Origin of the sequence: Maledivibacter sp. (genome assembly GCA_025210375.1) — a bacterium.
Classification (GTDB): Bacteria; Bacillota; Clostridia; order Peptostreptococcales; family Caminicellaceae; genus JAOASB01.
This window is the reverse complement of the sequence record JAOASB010000052.1, coordinates 333,517-350,628: the sequence shown is the minus strand read 5'-3', so window position 1 is coordinate 350,628 and position 17,112 is coordinate 333,517. Positions and strand designations below refer to the sequence as shown.

Genomic DNA, 17,112 nt, shown 5'->3' with positions numbered 1-17,112 from the left:
ATAAAAAAAAGGCATCCCTCGATGAATGAATCTTAGAATCTTTAACTTCATTCATCGTGAAACACCATGGGGTTAAGCTTAAGATATACTTTTTATAGCCAGCCCCTTATAAAGGGAAAAATACATATCTATTTGCAATAATACCTTTGTTGCCAATATTCCCACAATACATCCATTGATTCAACTATAAAGGGATCAAATTGTATACCCTTATTATCTTGAATTTCTTTTTTGCATGTTTCCCAAGACATGGGTTTCCTATAAGCTCTTTGTGATATCATAGCATCTATAGAATCACATATAGTTATAATTCTAGATCCTAAGGGAATATCTTCTCCCTTTAAACCACAGGGGTATCCTTTACCATCCCATCTTTCATGATGATGTAGAACAAGCTTAGATATGACCCTAAGAGTATCGGAGCAATCTAGAATATCGCTACCAATTCTAGGATGTCTTTTGATTGCCTTCCATTCGCTTTCACTAAGCTTCCCCTTTTTATTCAATATCTTATCGGGTACACCGATTTTTCCTATATCATGTAAATGTCCAGCTATATGTATAGTATTAAGTTCTTCTCCTTTTATTCCAATACACTTTGCAAGCTCGTATGACATATCCCCTACTCTATTGGAATGTCCTCTTGTATATAAATCCTTTGCCTCAAGCGCTCCTACTAAACACTGGATTATATCATGATACACTTCAAAGTCTTCTGATAGTTCTTCTATATCATGAACCATTTCATCCTCCGTAGAAACCATATAACAATTGCACTTGTTTTACCAATTCCCTAGGGAATTATTTATGCCCTTGCTAACTGCTCTCCTAATGCCTTACAATCATCTATACCCTCATCGTCGGGAGTTAAGTGAACGATTAAACCTTCTTCTTCCACTAAACTAGCTCCATATTCTTTCATTCTTTCTGCCCAGCTTCTCATCCATTCTCCATCGCCCCAGTCATAAGAACCAAATAGAGCAACTTTCTTACCTGAAAAATCTACATCACTAAGGGACTCAACGAAGGGCTCCATTAACTCTTCCTCTAAAACTTCTGCTCCCATAGATGGGCAGCCAAGAGCTATCAATTCAGAATTTATAACCATATCTTTATTGGCATCCTCTACACTAACTACCTCTACATCATTTCCTATAGCCTTTACTCCTTCTGCAACGGCATTTGCCATCATTTCAGTATTACCAGTACCACTCCAGTATATAATAGTTGCTTTTTTCATTTAAATTACCTCCATTTTATATATATATTTTGCTGAAATATATAGAGAGTCTAGGATAAATCTTAATCTGTACATATGCAAGCATCCAATGTTTCTGGGGATTTTTGATATATATAAATTAAATTTTTAACTAGAATCTCTACATTACAGCTTAATAGCACAGTTTTTTGAATATAAACTTAACTGATTTTTATATAGAAACTGAACAAGTATCTTGAGGAAATTGCATATGCGAATATCATCCTTAATTTAATTACTTAAGATACAAGCATATTTGATGGTATAGCTTTAGGGATTTTAAAACTACATGCAGCAAATAGTTTTTATAGAAAGTAATTATGCAATTTGCTCTCTTAATGACTTCTATATAAAAGCCAAAAGTTTTTCCGGCTTATTGGATTGAAGAAGCTTTCTTATCCTGCTTTTAGCTTCTAAAAATTCATTGAGCCTTTTGTCTGATAAGGTAGGGTCTCCATAAACTCTCCACCCATTAATTTTAGTAAGCTTTAGGGAGGGATGCCCTATAAATCCCATTATGTCCTTCAATGGATATCCTAAGAAGACTCCTATTTCATGGGGAATTACACCATTTCTCATTTTTTCTACAATAAATTCTACATAGGTATCTAAATCATATCTTCGAGGATACCCTAGGGTTTTTAAAAATTTCATATTTCTAAAATCCTTTAAATTTTTATCTAAAGCTTTAGGATTATAGAATAGGATTTTTATACTATTATTTTTAAAATTAAATAACTTGTATGTGATCCTTTTACATTTTCCTATATGCTTATGTATATCCTCAATTTTTCTGAGAACGTGCTTATCATGCTTTGGAAAGCTAAGCAATTCAGCAGGCTTTGAACCTATAAGTACTGGCCCTAATATTTCAACAAGCCATCCGATAAAATTGTCATTTGTTTTATAGGCTAACAAGCAGGTTTCAGTACATTTAGGCACTTTTATTTTTCCCCCTTTAATTTGATGAAAAACATTGATAATAATTATCAATATCAATTAAATAATACCACACCATTTGCTCCTTGTAAATATTTTCTTACATATTTTTTTGTTTTTTTCATTGAGGGAATTTTATAACTCTTAATAGGCTAGGTTACATATGGGAATATAATCCTTGATTTAATCCCTTAAAATATAAGCATAATTGATGGTTTAGCTTTTAGGATTTTAAAACTATATGCTATGGATGGTTGTTATAGAAAGTAATTATGCAATTTCCTAAATTAATAAAAAATAGACAGCTCTTACTTAGAACTGTCTATCTTTTATATACATGGGCTCTTCTTTTATATTTTTTTTGGGGTACCATCATGGCTGCAATTATTGAAGTAAATGGTATCGTCAATATCAATCCAACACTACCGCAAAGTGATCTAATTATCTCAGTGGCCAACATCTCTGTACTTATAAGCCCGTTGATGGGCATCCTCATAAAATGAAATACTAAGAGTATGGGCATTGAACCCCCTACATAGGCTAATATAAGTGTATTTACCATAGTTGCCATTATATCTTTTCCTACCTTCAGCCCCGAATTAATTAATCCTCCAAAGCCTACGCTTGGATTATGGGTTTTTATTTCAAAAATCATTGAGGTTATTGACATACTTACATCCATTACTACTCCTATAGCACCTATAAGAACACCGCTGAAATATAGACCCCTATAGTCTATTACTATATTCATATGTGTTATCAAAAAGTTTACCTCTTCACTACCAAATCCAGTTATTGCACATAAATCTGTAAATATCTTGGCCAGTAACCCAGCCGTAATAGTTCCTGCCACTGTCCCCAGTATGGCGACAAGGCTTTTTCTAGTAAAGCCTGAAATGAGAATAAAGCTTATCAGTATAATAATTATTGTGCTTACGATTGATATAAATATTGGATTGTGACCTTCTACTATTAAGGGGATCATTATCTTAACTATTATAAATCCCGTTACCCCCAATGAAGTCACTGAAAGAATTCCCTTTAAACCGCCAAATATAATTACTGACCCTAAGAAGATTCCCCCTAATATCCTTAGATGATCTTCTCTAGACACATTTATAATTCTTCCCTTTATTTTTCTATTTTCATCAAGCTCAAGCTTTATTAAAACCCTGCTACCCTTTTTAAGATCATAGCTATTGGAAGAATATTCAACGGGTATATATTGTATATTAATTCCTTTTCCCTTATACTCTCCCTCAAGTATTTTGACCTTAACAACCTTTGTTTTGATTCCATTATTTGAGTATTCTTCTACATTCAATACTTCTGCCTTTATTAACCCTTCTTCTTCAGCATACACAATACTTACCAATGAAAAGAAGATAATAATAAGCAAGAAAATCCTTTTAGTCATGTAGTCCCCTCCTATTCATATTTATAACTATGATTAGGAGCTAACAAATAGACCTAGTTATTATAATTTGTCCCTATCAAAAACATTGCTCCTATCTATCTAGTTTTTGAGTTATAGGTATAGAAATTCCAGTCAAAACTATAAAGAGGGTGTCTCAGAATGACGAATTTCTTTGTTATTTGAAATTACACCGGCTTGGCACGTACATAAGTACTAGCCAAGCCGGTGTAATTTTAAAACCTCGAAATTCATTCATTTTGAAACACCCAGGGGCTGAATTAAAAAATTGGTCCTTTGAGACAGCCCCTTCTTTATTTTTAAATAATCTCTTCTATCCATTTCTTCAATTGTGATTTGGCTTCTTCTTTGCCATTTTTTAATGGGTCCTTAAACTCCATTACACTTAAAATCTCATTATCCTTTAGTTCTTCCCTTAGCATCTTAAATGCTTTATTACCTCCTCCTCCCGCATGGCAAAAGAAGAAAGCGACCTTCTTTCCACTTATTTTTGTTTTATCTAGAAAAGAACCAACAGCGGGAGCATATTTCCCTGCCCATATTGGGGAGCCAAGGAATATTAGGTCATAATCATCTGGATTTTTATCGATGGATTTTAAAGCTGGTTTTTTCCCTGTAATAACTTGTCTTCCACCCCAAATATATTTCATGAATTTTCCTGAATCTATATTCTTTATGGGTTTAAGCTCTAATAAATCTGCTCCAGTTATTTCCTTAATGCCTTCTGCTATGAATCTCGTATTTCCTTCTAGAGAATAAAATATAACAAGTTTTTTCAAATCTTTCCCTTCCATATTAACGCTCCTCTCTATACTTCTTTATATCTAAAGCAATCCACTAAATGATCATTAACCATTCCCGTGGCTTGCATATAGGCATAGCAAATAGTCGGCCCTACGAATTTAAAACCCCTCTTTTTCAAATCCTTACTCATAGCTTCTGATTCACATGTCTTAGCAGGAACCTCATCTAAGATTTCCCAGCTATTTTTTATAGTTTCTCCTCCAACAAATTGCCATATGTATTTATCAAAGCTCCCGAACTCTTCTTGTACCTTTAAGAAAGCCTTGGCATTGGCCACAGCAGCCTCAATTTTCCTCTTATTTCTAATTATTCCTTCATTATTTAGAAGCTCATTGATTTTATTTTCATCATATTCAGCTACTTTTTGAGGATCAAAGTTATCAAAGGCTTTTATATAGTTTTCTCTTTTCTTCAAAATAGTTATCCAGCTCAAACCAGCCTGGGCTCCTTCTAAAATAATAAACTCAAAATGCTTCCTATCATCGTGTACTGAAACTCCCCACTCCTTATCATGATATTGGATATATATAGGATCACTGCCAGCCCAATCACATCTTTTTTCCATTATTTTATACTCCCCCGATACTTTTAATAATAGATTCTGCCACCAATTTTCCCATTGAAAAGGCCCCTTGAATATTATACCCACCGGTGTCCCCGTCTACATCAAGAACTTCCCCAGCAAAGTATAATCCTGTAACAATACGGGATTCTAATGTCTTAGGATATATCTCCTTTAAGGATACTCCTCCCCTTGTAGCCATGGCAATATGAAAATCTCCTAGGGCTTTTACCTCCATAGGAAAACCCATAAGCTTTCCTATTAAATTATTTCTTGTTTTTTTATTTAACTCAGCACATTTCAAATTTTCATCAATACCAGCAAGCTTCAATAGATTATCAATAAATCTCTTTGGCAGGAAATATTCTTTTAGCATTGTCCTTACCATTAATTTACCATTTTGTTGAATATCTTCTATAAACCTAGATCTAAATCCTTCCTCATTATCTGCTCCAACAAAATTAATTTTAATTATATCGCCGGGTAAAATATACCTAGAGAAATTTAGGATTCCAGGTCCAGAAATATTCCTATGGGTTAAAAGGATATCTCCCTTAAATGCTTTAATCTTTTTATTATTTCTCCATAGAGTAATTGGTATACCTTCAAAGGAAATCCCTGAAAGCTCAGAAAAGGGATAATCCTTTATATATACTGGCGTAAGTGAGGGCATGGTTTTTTCAATACTATGTCCAAGTTTTTTTGCAAAGATATATCCATCACCGGTAGAACCAGTATTGATATAGGATTTGCCCCCAGTGGCTATAACTAAATATTTTGATTTATATTCTTCACCATTCGTTTTAACAAAAAAGCTCAAGTCCTTTTCATTATAATCAACATCTTCTACTCTTTGATTATATTTTATGTCAGTTTTTTTCCGCTCGCATTCTTGAAGCAATATATTTAGAACATCTATTGCCTTTAGGGTACTTGGAAATATCTTCCCGTTTTCATTACTTATAAAATCCAAGCCTTTATTTCTAAAGAAGTTCAGTAAATCATCATTTGTATAATTTAATAGGGAATGCTTTAAAAACCTACCATTATCTCCATAGTAATTTAGAAAGTCCATAATTCTCCCATCATGGGTAAGATTGCACTGTCCTGCTCCAGATATCAAAAGCTTTTTTCCAGCAGAGGAATTTTTCTCTAGAATCAAGACCCTTCTATTTTCTCCTCCTGAATTTATACCAGCAAATAACCCTGCTGGACCTGCTCCAATAATTATTACATCATAATTTTTCATTTATTTACCTCCAATAATGGGCTTACTATATACTATTTTATATTATTATGTCTCTCTTTTGGTTATAAGTTTTATATTTTTACAAAGAAACAAAAATTATTTTCTAAAGAAGTCCCTAATTATAGATAGCATATTTATTTTATTAAATTGAAACCCTAGGGATTTAAGTATAAGTTAAGTTATACTATGAAAACCCTATATAGGGATTTTAGTATAGACTTTAACTTATACAAGTCCAAAATGCCCAGAAACATCGCATATTTGTCCATGTATAAGTTAAGTTATACTATGAAAACCCTATATAGTATATAATAGTCATATATAAATAACCCATGATAAGCTTGGAGGTTACTAACAATGTCCTATAGAAAAAATAGCTGGTTTCGCCTTGATAATGCCGGCAAGTTATATCCATCTATAATGTCTTCAAGAGTAAGCACTTTATTTAGATTTTCTGCCACATTAACTGAAATGGTTGATCCCCAAGTCTTAGAAAAGGCCCTTGATAATCTAATGCCAAGGTTCCCCTATTTTCAAGTTAACCTCAAAGCAGGAGTCTTTTGGTATTACTTTGTAAATACAGATAAGGTTCCTAAGGTAGAAAAGGAAACCTTTTATCCATGTATGAACATGGAGGTAAAAAAGAAGAGTAGATTTCCTTTTAGGGTCTTATACTATAATCGAAGGATTTCAGTGGAATTTTCCCATGCTATAACCGATGGAACTGGTGCATTGATATTCCTTAAATCACTGATTATAGAATACTTTAGATTAAAAGAATTTAATATAAAGGGAGGGGAAGGATTTTTTAGATACACCCAAGAACCCCATAACGAAGAATATGAAGATGCTTTTAGAAAATACTATAATAAGAAAATTCCCAAGCCACGCAAAAATGATAGGGCTTTTCAGTTCCCATTTCCTTTAGAATCTAAGGGTATATACCATATAGTGACGGGTATAGTCCCTGTCAAAGTCATACTGGAAAAAGCGAGAGAATTTGATGTTACATTAACTGAATTTCTTTTAGCCCTTTACTTTCACTCGATCTTAGAGGTAATATATTCTCTGCCCCCTAAGAAGAGAAATCGGCTAATAAAGCCCATAATACTTAATGTTCCCATAAACTTAAGAAGCATGTATCCATCTAAAACAATGCGTAATTTTTTCATGAGTGTAACTCCTAGTATAGATCCTAGGCTTGGAGTATATAGCTTTGAAGAAATCATCAAATACGTCCATCATTTTATGAAGGCTAAGGTTGATAAAAGATACATAAGTCAGCAAATAACAATGAATGTAAAAAGTGAATTATCCATTATACTTAGGCTGTTCCCTTTGGCATTAAAGAATATGATTATGCCCATAATATATAATGTTTTTGCTGAGAGTCGTTATACCAGCGGCTTTTCAAATATAGGAAAAATAAGTTTACCAAGGGAGATTGAAGAATATATTGAAAGGTTTGAATTCTATCCTCCCCCAAGCCAAGGAAATATTATAAAATTAGCTTCCATTAGCTATAGAGATAAACTATATATATCCTTTGGCAAACTAACAAATACCAAGGATGTGGAAAGGATTTTCTTTAGAAAAATGAGGAAAATGAATATACCAGTTAAAATTGAAACGAATTAGGGAGTGAGTATATATGCCTTATTGCTCAAAATGCGGTATTGAGGTTGATTATAATGTAAGAAAATGTCCACTATGTGATTTTGATATCCCCTTAATAGAACCAGAAGAAAGAAATGAAGATAGATTTCCTTCACCACAAAATTCTTACCCTACTAAGGTTCAGAAACGTAAACGAAGGATATTTATAATAATTTCAGTAATTCTTTTAACTTCTGTTGAACTTATGTTTTTTCAGAATTTTTCACTTGAAGGTAAGTTAACTTGGTCAAGGTACAGTGCCGCCAGTATAATAGCAAGCTGGATTTATTTATTCTTTTTATTTAGATTTATACCTAAATTTAAGGTTTCAGTGATTGGAATAAGTATCACAACCATAATTCTATTGTATTTCTTAGATATACTTAATGGCAAATTGGAATGGTTTATACCTATTGGCCTACCATGCGTTCTTATAGCTGCATTAACTACAATCATATTCGCTCATCTTTTTAAGCGAACTAAAAAGAAAGGGCTTAACATAGTATCCTATATTCTTCTGGCCCTTACCGTCAGTTGCATAGTAATAGAGGCTTTTATTTCATTACATACAAACCAATTTGTAAAATTATATTGGTCCATAATTGTTACCCTGTCTTTGCTCCCAATATCCATTTTATTTCTCTATCTGCATTATGGACTCCCTGAGAAATATAAAATTAAGCTAGAGAGAAAGTTTCATATATAGATGTGTAACTAAGAAAATTAATAAAAAGAAAAGAGAATGACTTCAAGAATATAGTAAGAAAACTATCTGAAAGATTTGTGAAAAATTCGTAGAAATGACAGGACGTCATTGCAGCGACCATGAGGCATGGACGCCTCACGGGAGCGTTAGAATTTTTCTCAAAGCTTGAAGATAAAGTTTTCTCTATATTCTTGTCGGATTGAACGTTCTTTTTATTAATTTTCAGAATCACACTTCTATATAGAGAGTTTAGGGTGAATCTTAAAATAAATCTCAAACAAATAGTCAATGGAAACTGTCATATGCTCCATTGACTATCTGTATCTTTTCTAATCTTTTATTATCGGTATCCACACTTCGCATCTATAGTCGTCATCATTTGGAGAAAGTCCTTCATTAGGATATAGTTCCATTTCGGGCCCTCCGGAATGTTCGTAGCCCGTTGCTGGAAACCACTCAGAATAAATTCTTTTCCATACCCTTTGGATTGCATCAGGAATAGACCCTATTGATTGAAATACGGCCCATGTGGATGGAGGTATCTCAAATTCCTCAAATTCCCCCAGCTCAACATCCTTTGTTTTTTCAACGGCTATTATATAAGTCAACTCCTGAAGGTCTTCACAATAATCCGTACATATGCCCAGCATATCTTTCTTTTCTGTTAATTCCATTATCCTATTGTTTAGTCCTTTTCGATTAAATTCTTCCCAAAATTTTGGTATCCTAATATAATTTTCTCCATCCTTAGTAGATACTCTTATACTTTTTCCAATTAATTTATATGCATCCTTATCAATGATTTTATAATCCATATTCTCATCTCCCTTAATGGATATCTGAAAGGAAAGGCGTGGATAGGCTTTTAATTTGATTCCCGGTCGTCTCGCCGCAGATGGCGGTATACCATGAAGATTTTTAAAGGCTTTGCTAAAAGCTTCTGGTGTCTCATAACCATACTTGAATGCTATATCTATTACTTTAGCTCTAGATGTAGCTAATTCCTGGGCCGCCAGTGTGAGTTTCCTCTTTCTTATGTACTCTGCTATGGTTACATCCATTATCATATAAAACATTCTTTGAAAATGAGATGGTGATGAATAAGATATTTTAGCCACCTCATAAATATCTATTTTGCCCTCAATATTCTCCTCAATATAATCCAAAGCATTGGTCAACCTACTTAGCCATTTCAAGTTCCTGCCTCCTTTAAATAATATTATAGGCGATGATAAAAACTATTTCCTGTCATTTTGTGCTGTTATCTAACAGTATAGTTTATGTGTGGGAAAGTCTCAAGTCGGTTTGGGGGAATAAAAAGTCAACAGAAAAAACCGCTGACTTATGCATCTATTCTTCCCCCCACTCTCCTTTGAAACACATATAAATAAAATGTAAAGATGCCACAAACGATCAATCCAAGATAATAGCTTAAGCACCTCCATAGCAATAGTGCCGCGGTAATTAGGTTGGATGAAAATACTGTCTTAAGTAGTAATGCAAATCCCACCTCGGCTGCCCCAACTGTTCCAGGGGAAGGGATAAGTACAATAGCTATATAAAGCAGTGCCTGTAAAGTAATGATTTGGTAAATCGATGTACCACTTAGACCTAATGCCTTGTAAACAAAGAATGTAATAGAAAAGAAAGCTGTCAGTTGAATAATGGTAGCACAAAAAAGTCTTAGGGTTAAAACCCAGTCTTCCTTATACTTATTTAAGCATTCAACATATTCATCTATAAACTGTGTTGACTTATCAATACACTGTTCTGGTTTCTTAATAATATGGATATATTTAAGCCAAAGGATTATTTTTTTAATTACTTTTTTCATCTTATCTGAATTAAAAGCTATCATTACAATAGCTGTCATTCCAAAGGTGTTAATAAATAATCCGATAAAAATAAATGTAGAAGCTATTTTTGTATTTTCTAAAATCATGGGAAGCTTTAGTATGGCTAATACCAAAGCATATATTGTTGCAGTCACCTGATATAATATAAATTTACTAACTAATACGGCGGTTCCACTTGTTAGGGGTATATTATCCTTTCGTAGCTCATAGAGCTGTGCAGGCTGACCCCCACTTGAAAAGGGTGTCAAATAGCTATAGTATTGCCCAACTAAAGTAATTTTGATTGCTGTAAAGGACTTTATTTCAGGATTGACTCTCTTTAGTAGAATATCTAAAACCCAAGCCTCAATCCCCAAAAACAATATCATACAGATAACTCCACCTATTAGATATACTGGGTTACTAGCTTCTAGCACATATAAGAAATTTCTAAAGTCGAGTTTAGAAAAAATCACCCAAAATGTTGAGATAAGTAGTATAACCAAAACTCCATAGTTTAGATATTTTTTCAATTTAATCACCATCTTAAATTAATTCCAAAGGCATTTGTTAGTATTAAAATATCCCAGTTCATGTTATTTGAGGAAATTGCATAACTCTTACTTGGCACAATTGCATATGCGAATATCATCCTTAATTTAATTACTTAAGATATAAGCATATTTGGCGGTATAGCTTTGAAGATTTTTAAACTACATGTAGTAGATGGTTTTTATAGAAAGTAATTATGCAATTTGTTCATTTGACACTAGGATTTATGCCCTCTACATATTATACTGTAAAATAATTAATACCGCATAGGAGTTTTCTTAATATTTCCTTAAAATATCACAAAAAAATACAAAATAGCACTTGGATTATCCAAATGCTATTTTGTATTTGGGCATATTCAAAATTTCTTTCATATGCCTTACTCTATAAATTTTCAGGATTCAACTTTTCAACATAGGGTTTTATATCCAATACTGGAGTTTGATCCAACATATCCACTCCTTGGATTTCCAGTGTGCATCCATCTATTTTCCTTAGTTCCACTATAGTTATACCTATTGGATTTGGACGTCTAGGCGATCTAGTAGAAAAAACTCCTTTTCTTTCCTCACTCCACGGAGTGAGAGTCAGAAGGTCATATCCCTTTGACTCATGAAAATAGAATTGTACAATAATGTGTGAATAATTATCTAAATCCTTCAAGCCTTCTTTATACTCCTCCATAATGTTTATGGTAGCTATTTTTTCCTTGGCATATATACTCTGAGGCGGAATCTCTTCAACGGTTTTAAATGGAGACGATATATACCCAATGGATCTTAATGTAATATCACTCATAATCAACATCCTTTATATGTTTTTTATTTGAGCAAATTGCATAATTACTTTCTATAAAAACCATCTACTACATGTAGTTTTAAAATCCTCAAAGCTATACCATATATATTATGCAATTGTGCCAAGTAAGAGTTATGCAATTTCCTCATTTTACAAATATCATTTTATTTAAAGCCAATGGGACACCTATAGATACACCTTCTTTGGTGTAATATAGCTCAACCTTATCATTGTGTGCAAAAACAAATTCAGAAAAATATATGTGATACGATGGAAGCTCTTCTACATAAATTTTTTGGAACTCCTTTAAAATTTCTTTTCTTTCTTCAATATCTACTGCTGAAAGCTGCTGGGTCAAAAGTTGATTTATCTTTTCTGATTTGTGATATTGATCGCTTGTGGCTGATTTCCCCAGTATATCCCTATTTAAAAATATAGGATCTCCTAATGCTGCACTTTCTACTACGGATAAATCAAAGTCTCTATTTATAATCATCTGATCCGCTTGCTGTAAATCTTTATATACTGCTTCGGCTTTTATACCTGCCTTATTTAACTGTTCTACAATAATATCTACATCCCGTCGTACTCTTTCATGTCCTAAAACTTTAAAACCTAATATTTTTCCATCCTTTTTATAGTATTCTCCATCTTTTTTGTACCCCAATTTTTTAAGTATCTCTTCTCCTTTTTCAGTATTATAAGTATATTGCTCCATGCCTTGTTCATAGTACTTACTTTGCTCCGGGAAAATACCCGCATTACCCATAAACGCATGACCTCTATGGGCTATCTCAATAATCTCATCCCTATTGATCAAATATGCTATAGCATGTCTAAATTCTTTATCATCAAAGGGAGCTTTTTGGTGATTAAAGGCCACCTTTGTCAACATTCCTATATTACTAATAATTTTTATATCCTTTTCCTTAAGTACTTGCTTTGCATCACCATTTGTAAATATAGCATCTACCTCTCCTTGAAGTAAAGCCTTTGGCTGCATTTGGGGATTCATCTTGAAAACCTTTAATTTTCTTACCTTTGGATATCCTTGATAATAATCCTTAAAGGCTTCAAATACATATTCACCCTTTTCAGCATTATACTCTGCAAGTTTAAAGGGACCACTTCCAATTGCGGATTTTTCAGATAAGTATTCTTGAGGATTATTTATATCCTTATAAATATGCTCTGGTAATATAGGCATACAACCTGCTATATTGGTATAGAATGGAGACCATTTTTGTTTCAACTTAAATTCTACTTTATTTTGTCCTATGGCTTTTACACCTTCAATTGCCTTTAAGTCCAGCCAAAAAATAGGATGTTTTTGTATATAATCAATAGTGAAGGTAATATCCTTTGCCGTTATAGCCTCTCCATCATGCCATTTAGCATTTTCTTGAAGCTCAAAGGTATATGTATTCTTCTCTTCATCGTAGTCCCATTTTTTTGCTAAAGCAGGAATGAAATCTCCATTTTCATTCTTCCATATCAATGAATCAAATACATAACTCATGTATATAAATCCAGGCCCCCTTGGTATAAATCCATAGGGTGTAGGCTGTCCCCAATTTCCCTTTGAATCGGGTATTATATATTCTTCTATACTGTTAACCTGTTCATTTTTCTCTTCTATACCCTTTTCCTCTAGGTTCTCTTGATTTACTGGAGTGGCTTTTTGAGCTTTTGAAGTACAGCCTCCTATACCTAATATTAATACTCCTGATAAAAAAAGTGAAATGATTTTTATAGATTTCCTTTTCATTTTGATACCTCCTCTTATTATTTAAAATATTTTTGGTGCAGCATTTATAAGTTTTTTTGTATAAGAACTAGTAGGTGTATTTATAATCACTGCGGAGCTTCCACATTCCACTACCTCTCCATTTTTTAATACAAGCATCTTGTCGCTTATTTTACGAGCCAATGCAATATCATGTGTAATAAAAAGCAATGTCAGTCCTCTCTTTTCCTGTAACTCCATAAATAATTTCATAATCTTTGCTTGAACACTTACATCAAGAGCAGAGGTAGCTTCATCTGCTATAAGTAATTTGGGTTCTAATATCAAGGCCCTTGCAATAGCTACTCTTTGGCTTTCACCACCACTTAGTTCATGGGGAAGACGCTTTAAGAAATCCTCATCTGTGGGTAAATGCACCTCCTCCAAAGCCCCTAGTACCTTTTTCTTCTTATCTTCTTCACTTCCTATACGATAAATATCAAGGGGTTCCTTCATGGCTTTTAGAACATCAAATCTTCTATTGATAGAGCTTTGAGGATTTTGATAAATCACTTGAACCCGTTTATAAAAAGCTTTATCTTTATGTACAACCTCCTCATTACAATAAAACAATTTACCCTTATCCATTTTTTCTAGTCCCATAATGCATTTGGCAAGGGTTGTTTTTCCACTGCCACTTTCCCCCACAACTGCCAGTGTTTCTCCTTCATACAATTTAAAATCAACTTCCTTAAGCACTTTAGTTTTTTTATATACCTTTGTGATTTCTTCTCCCTTTATTAAACAAATAATTCCTCTTCTATGACATGCTATAAAACGATTCTCTATAAATTCAAGACGTGGCACTTTTTTAAAACAAATATCCTTACTTTGTGTACATCTGCCTGCAAAGGGGCATCCTTTCCTATGACATTGTATCTTTCCTCTAATCCCCTGTAGGTCCTTTGTTGTAGACATATTAGGATATGAACGTAATAGTCCCCTTGTATATGGATGTATAGGCTCACCTAGAACCTTATTTACATCTCCTTTTTCAACCACATAACCTCCATATAGAACCACTATTTCTTCTGCTAGACTCCTTGCAACTGAAAAATCATGGGTGATTAGAAGCACAGTCTTATCCTTAGAAACCCCTTTGATAACATCTATTATTTCAATTTTGGTTAAGGGGTCCAATGCTGAGGTGGGCTCATCCAACACTAAAATATCAGGATCATTAGAAAGGGCCATAGCCAATAAAACTCTCTGAAGCTGTCCCCCACTTAACTGTGGAGGATAAAGATCATGATATATTTCTTTTAATCCAACCTGCAAAAGTAATCTCCTTGCCCTATTAACAGCTTCTTTTTTCGAACAAAATTTATGCTCAATCATAGCTTCTTGAATCTGCTTAGATATTTTTACAGTTGGATTTAATATCTCCCCCATATTTTGAAATACCATACTGGCTTTATTCCATCTATATTGCTTCAGCTTTTCATATGAATATCCTAGGATATTTTTACCTTCTACAAGAATCTCCCCATCTATTTTCCCTTTGTTTAACCCTAACATAGAAAGTCCAATACTTGTTTTTCCAGTCCCAGATTCTCCTATGATCCCAGTAATACTATTCTTCTTAAATTTTAAATCTATTCCACTTATGACTTTCTTATCACCATAAGAAATATTCAAGTCTTTTATTTCTATCACGATTCTATTTCCTCCAAATAAACATTTCTCTTGTTTTCCATATAATATCCTATATAGGATAATGAAAGTAAAAACAATGAAAGCACCACTCCAACAGGAAGCAACCACCATTTCCATACATCTAAATATGTAAATGCCATTGCATTACCCATGATTTTCCCCCAGCTAATGGTTTTAGGATCTACTAGTCCTAGATAGGAGAGACTTGCTTCCATAAAAACAGCCACCCTTGCATTTCTTATAAAGGTAGATATGAGCAGTGGCAATATCTCAGGGATAATATGCTTTCTTAATATATGAATTTTATTAGCTCCAAAGGTCCTAGCCGTATAAACCGATAAATTCTCTTTACAAATAACCACTTGAGAACGTATAACCTTAAGGGGCCCTTGCCAGTTTAATAAACTAATTATGAGTATCAAGGTGATTACATTTGGCCTAATATATGAAGCAATTAACAAGCAAATTATAAACTCAGGCAAAGCTAAAAACACATCGCAAAGCCTTAATATAAATCTATCAAAGGCTCCCCCAGTCAAAGCTGCCATTGACCCAAGAAAACCTGCTATTAAGGTTGCAGCTAATCCTACTGATAAACTAGTGAAAATAGAGACCCTTAAGCCATAAAGAAGTCTAGAGAAAATATCTTGCCCTACATCATTTGTTCCAAGTATATGCTCTCTTGAAGGAGAAACAAGCACTTCCTTTGAAGATTCCCCCGGGGGTAATAAATCCATGAATGGAATACTCCCTGCAGTAATCACTAAGGATATAAGTATGAGCCCTCCTATCCATATACAAATATCTTTTTTGTGAAAATTAATATCTAGCTTCAATTCTTTTTACCTTCTCTCACCATATTTCAAATGAATACCCTCTGCTATTCCGTTAAAAACCAGAACCATTATTGAGACAATAAAAAAAGCACCTTGTAAAACAGGATAATCTCGTACCTTGACAGCTTCATAAATAAGACTTCCAAGTCCCGGATAAGAAAATACAACTTCTATCAGTAATACACCTACAAACATTCTTCCCATAATAATAGCCGCCATTGTTAACAATGGAATAAAGGAGTTTTTACCTAGATATCTGTGCTTTATAACCCTTTGACTTAGTCCTTTTGCTACCGCCGTACGCATATATAATTTTTCACTTGCTACTATTGATGTATTTCTAGTTAACAAATACATATTTGATACCTCTGAAATAACAATTGTCACTATTGGGAGAATCATATGTACTAAGATATCCTTTAGTCTAGTGATCCCCGTCAAGCTTGAACAAGCAGTTTCACATCCTCCCATGGGAAGCCAACCAAGATGAACACTAAAAAATATTAAAAGCAGCATGCCTAAGAAAAATTGAGGAAAACCACTAATTAAGATCATAATACTTAATAGAAATTTATCTATTTTTTTACCACTATGATATCCACTCTCTATGCCAGTCAAATATCCTATTACTATGGATAAAATCATTCCTATCATTACTAAAGCAATAGTCCAAGGTAAATATAGAATTATAAGGTCTATGACCTTCCTTTTATAAAAATAAGAGTAACCCAAATCTAATTTTATTAATGACATCATATATTTCCCAAACTGTATATATATCGGTTTATCTAGTCCAAAGGAAGTTATTAACTCTTGACGCATTTCAGTAGTCATTTCAAAAAAAGCTTGTTCACCAGCCAATGCTGTAACGGGATCACCCGGTAAAAGCCTTGGCAGCATAAAATTCAATATAATTAAACATCCAAATGCCACAATATAATCCTTATACTTCTTTATTGATTTCATTATTAAAATCTCCCATCAAAATCAATCGCAATAATTAATAATGAATCTCATTATCTTTTTGCATTCAGTCTAGA

The 17,112-nt window shown here is 33.3% G+C and carries 16 protein-coding genes; 2 read left to right on the top strand and 14 right to left on the bottom strand.

From position 1 onward, the window contains the following. Positions 1-128: 128 nt before the first annotated feature. The 7 genes from N4A68_19215 to N4A68_19185 all read right to left on the bottom strand — a co-directional run bounded on the left by N4A68_19215 (position 129) and on the right by N4A68_19185 (position 6,247). The gene (locus N4A68_19215; protein ID MCT4566431.1) at positions 129-743 is read right to left on the bottom strand and encodes an HD-GYP domain-containing protein; all 615 of its coding nucleotides are present in this window, start codon (positions 741-743) and stop codon (positions 129-131) included. A gap of 62 nt (positions 744-805) precedes the next feature. Continuing rightward, complete coding sequence (locus N4A68_19210; protein MCT4566430.1) at positions 806-1,240, bottom strand: flavodoxin; 435 nt, start codon at positions 1,238-1,240, stop codon at positions 806-808. Positions 1,241-1,603: 363 nt separating this feature from the next. Further along, complete coding sequence (locus N4A68_19205) at positions 1,604-2,200, bottom strand: DUF3793 family protein (GenBank protein MCT4566429.1); 597 nt, start codon at positions 2,198-2,200, stop codon at positions 1,604-1,606. 319 nt (positions 2,201-2,519) lie between these two features. Beyond that, on the bottom strand, positions 2,520-3,614 hold the full coding sequence (locus N4A68_19200) for a YibE/F family protein (GenBank protein ID MCT4566428.1): 1,095 nt from the start codon (positions 3,612-3,614) through the stop codon (positions 2,520-2,522). 317 nt (positions 3,615-3,931) lie between these two features. Beyond that, complete coding sequence (locus N4A68_19195) at positions 3,932-4,426, bottom strand: flavodoxin (GenBank protein ID MCT4566427.1); 495 nt, start codon at positions 4,424-4,426, stop codon at positions 3,932-3,934. A gap of 14 nt (positions 4,427-4,440) precedes the next feature. Then, positions 4,441-5,001, bottom strand: coding sequence for a DNA-3-methyladenine glycosylase I (locus N4A68_19190; GenBank protein MCT4566426.1), 561 nt, complete (start codon positions 4,999-5,001; stop codon positions 4,441-4,443). Positions 5,002-5,005: 4 nt separating this feature from the next. Then, positions 5,006-6,247 carry an NAD(P)/FAD-dependent oxidoreductase gene (locus N4A68_19185; GenBank protein ID MCT4566425.1) on the bottom strand — a complete coding sequence of 414 codons (1,242 nt, stop codon included), beginning with the start codon at positions 6,245-6,247 and terminating at the stop codon, positions 5,006-5,008. A 357-nt stretch (positions 6,248-6,604) separates the two neighbouring features. On the opposite strand from N4A68_19185, the gene N4A68_19180 reads away from it, so the two are divergent. Continuing rightward, positions 6,605-7,885, top strand: coding sequence for a hypothetical protein (locus N4A68_19180; GenBank protein ID MCT4566424.1), 1,281 nt, complete (start codon positions 6,605-6,607; stop codon positions 7,883-7,885). Between the two features lie 13 nt (positions 7,886-7,898). Then, positions 7,899-8,609 (top strand): DUF6320 domain-containing protein, encoded by a 711-nt coding sequence (locus N4A68_19175; GenBank protein MCT4566423.1) that lies wholly within the window; start codon positions 7,899-7,901, stop codon positions 8,607-8,609. A 329-nt stretch (positions 8,610-8,938) separates the two neighbouring features. Here N4A68_19175 and N4A68_19170 read toward each other — a convergent pair whose 3' ends face one another. The 7 genes from N4A68_19170 to N4A68_19140 all read right to left on the bottom strand — a co-directional run bounded on the left by N4A68_19170 (position 8,939) and on the right by N4A68_19140 (position 17,038). After that, positions 8,939-9,805: an AraC family transcriptional regulator gene (locus N4A68_19170; GenBank protein ID MCT4566422.1), complete on the bottom strand. Its 867-nt coding sequence runs from the start codon at positions 9,803-9,805 to the stop codon at positions 8,939-8,941. A 146-nt stretch (positions 9,806-9,951) separates the two neighbouring features. Further along, positions 9,952-10,989: a flippase-like domain-containing protein gene (locus N4A68_19165; protein ID MCT4566421.1), complete on the bottom strand. Its 1,038-nt coding sequence runs from the start codon at positions 10,987-10,989 to the stop codon at positions 9,952-9,954. A 391-nt stretch (positions 10,990-11,380) separates the two neighbouring features. Next, the gene (gene tsaA, locus N4A68_19160) at positions 11,381-11,794 is read right to left on the bottom strand and encodes a tRNA (N6-threonylcarbamoyladenosine(37)-N6)-methyltransferase TrmO (protein MCT4566420.1); all 414 of its coding nucleotides are present in this window, start codon (positions 11,792-11,794) and stop codon (positions 11,381-11,383) included. Positions 11,795-11,939: 145 nt separating this feature from the next. Continuing rightward, complete coding sequence (locus N4A68_19155; GenBank protein MCT4566419.1) at positions 11,940-13,562, bottom strand: ABC transporter substrate-binding protein; 1,623 nt, start codon at positions 13,560-13,562, stop codon at positions 11,940-11,942. Between the two features lie 21 nt (positions 13,563-13,583). Next, on the bottom strand, positions 13,584-15,236 hold the full coding sequence (locus N4A68_19150; GenBank protein MCT4566418.1) for an ABC transporter ATP-binding protein: 1,653 nt from the start codon (positions 15,234-15,236) through the stop codon (positions 13,584-13,586). Then, positions 15,233-15,973, bottom strand: a complete 741-nt coding sequence (locus tag N4A68_19145) for an ABC transporter permease (protein MCT4566417.1) — start codon at positions 15,971-15,973, stop codon at positions 15,233-15,235. The genes N4A68_19150 and N4A68_19145 overlap by 4 nt, the downstream gene beginning before the upstream one ends. A gap of 105 nt (positions 15,974-16,078) precedes the next feature. Further along, positions 16,079-17,038, bottom strand: a complete 960-nt coding sequence (locus N4A68_19140) for an ABC transporter permease (GenBank protein MCT4566416.1) — start codon at positions 17,036-17,038, stop codon at positions 16,079-16,081. Positions 17,039-17,112 lie beyond the last annotated feature (74 nt).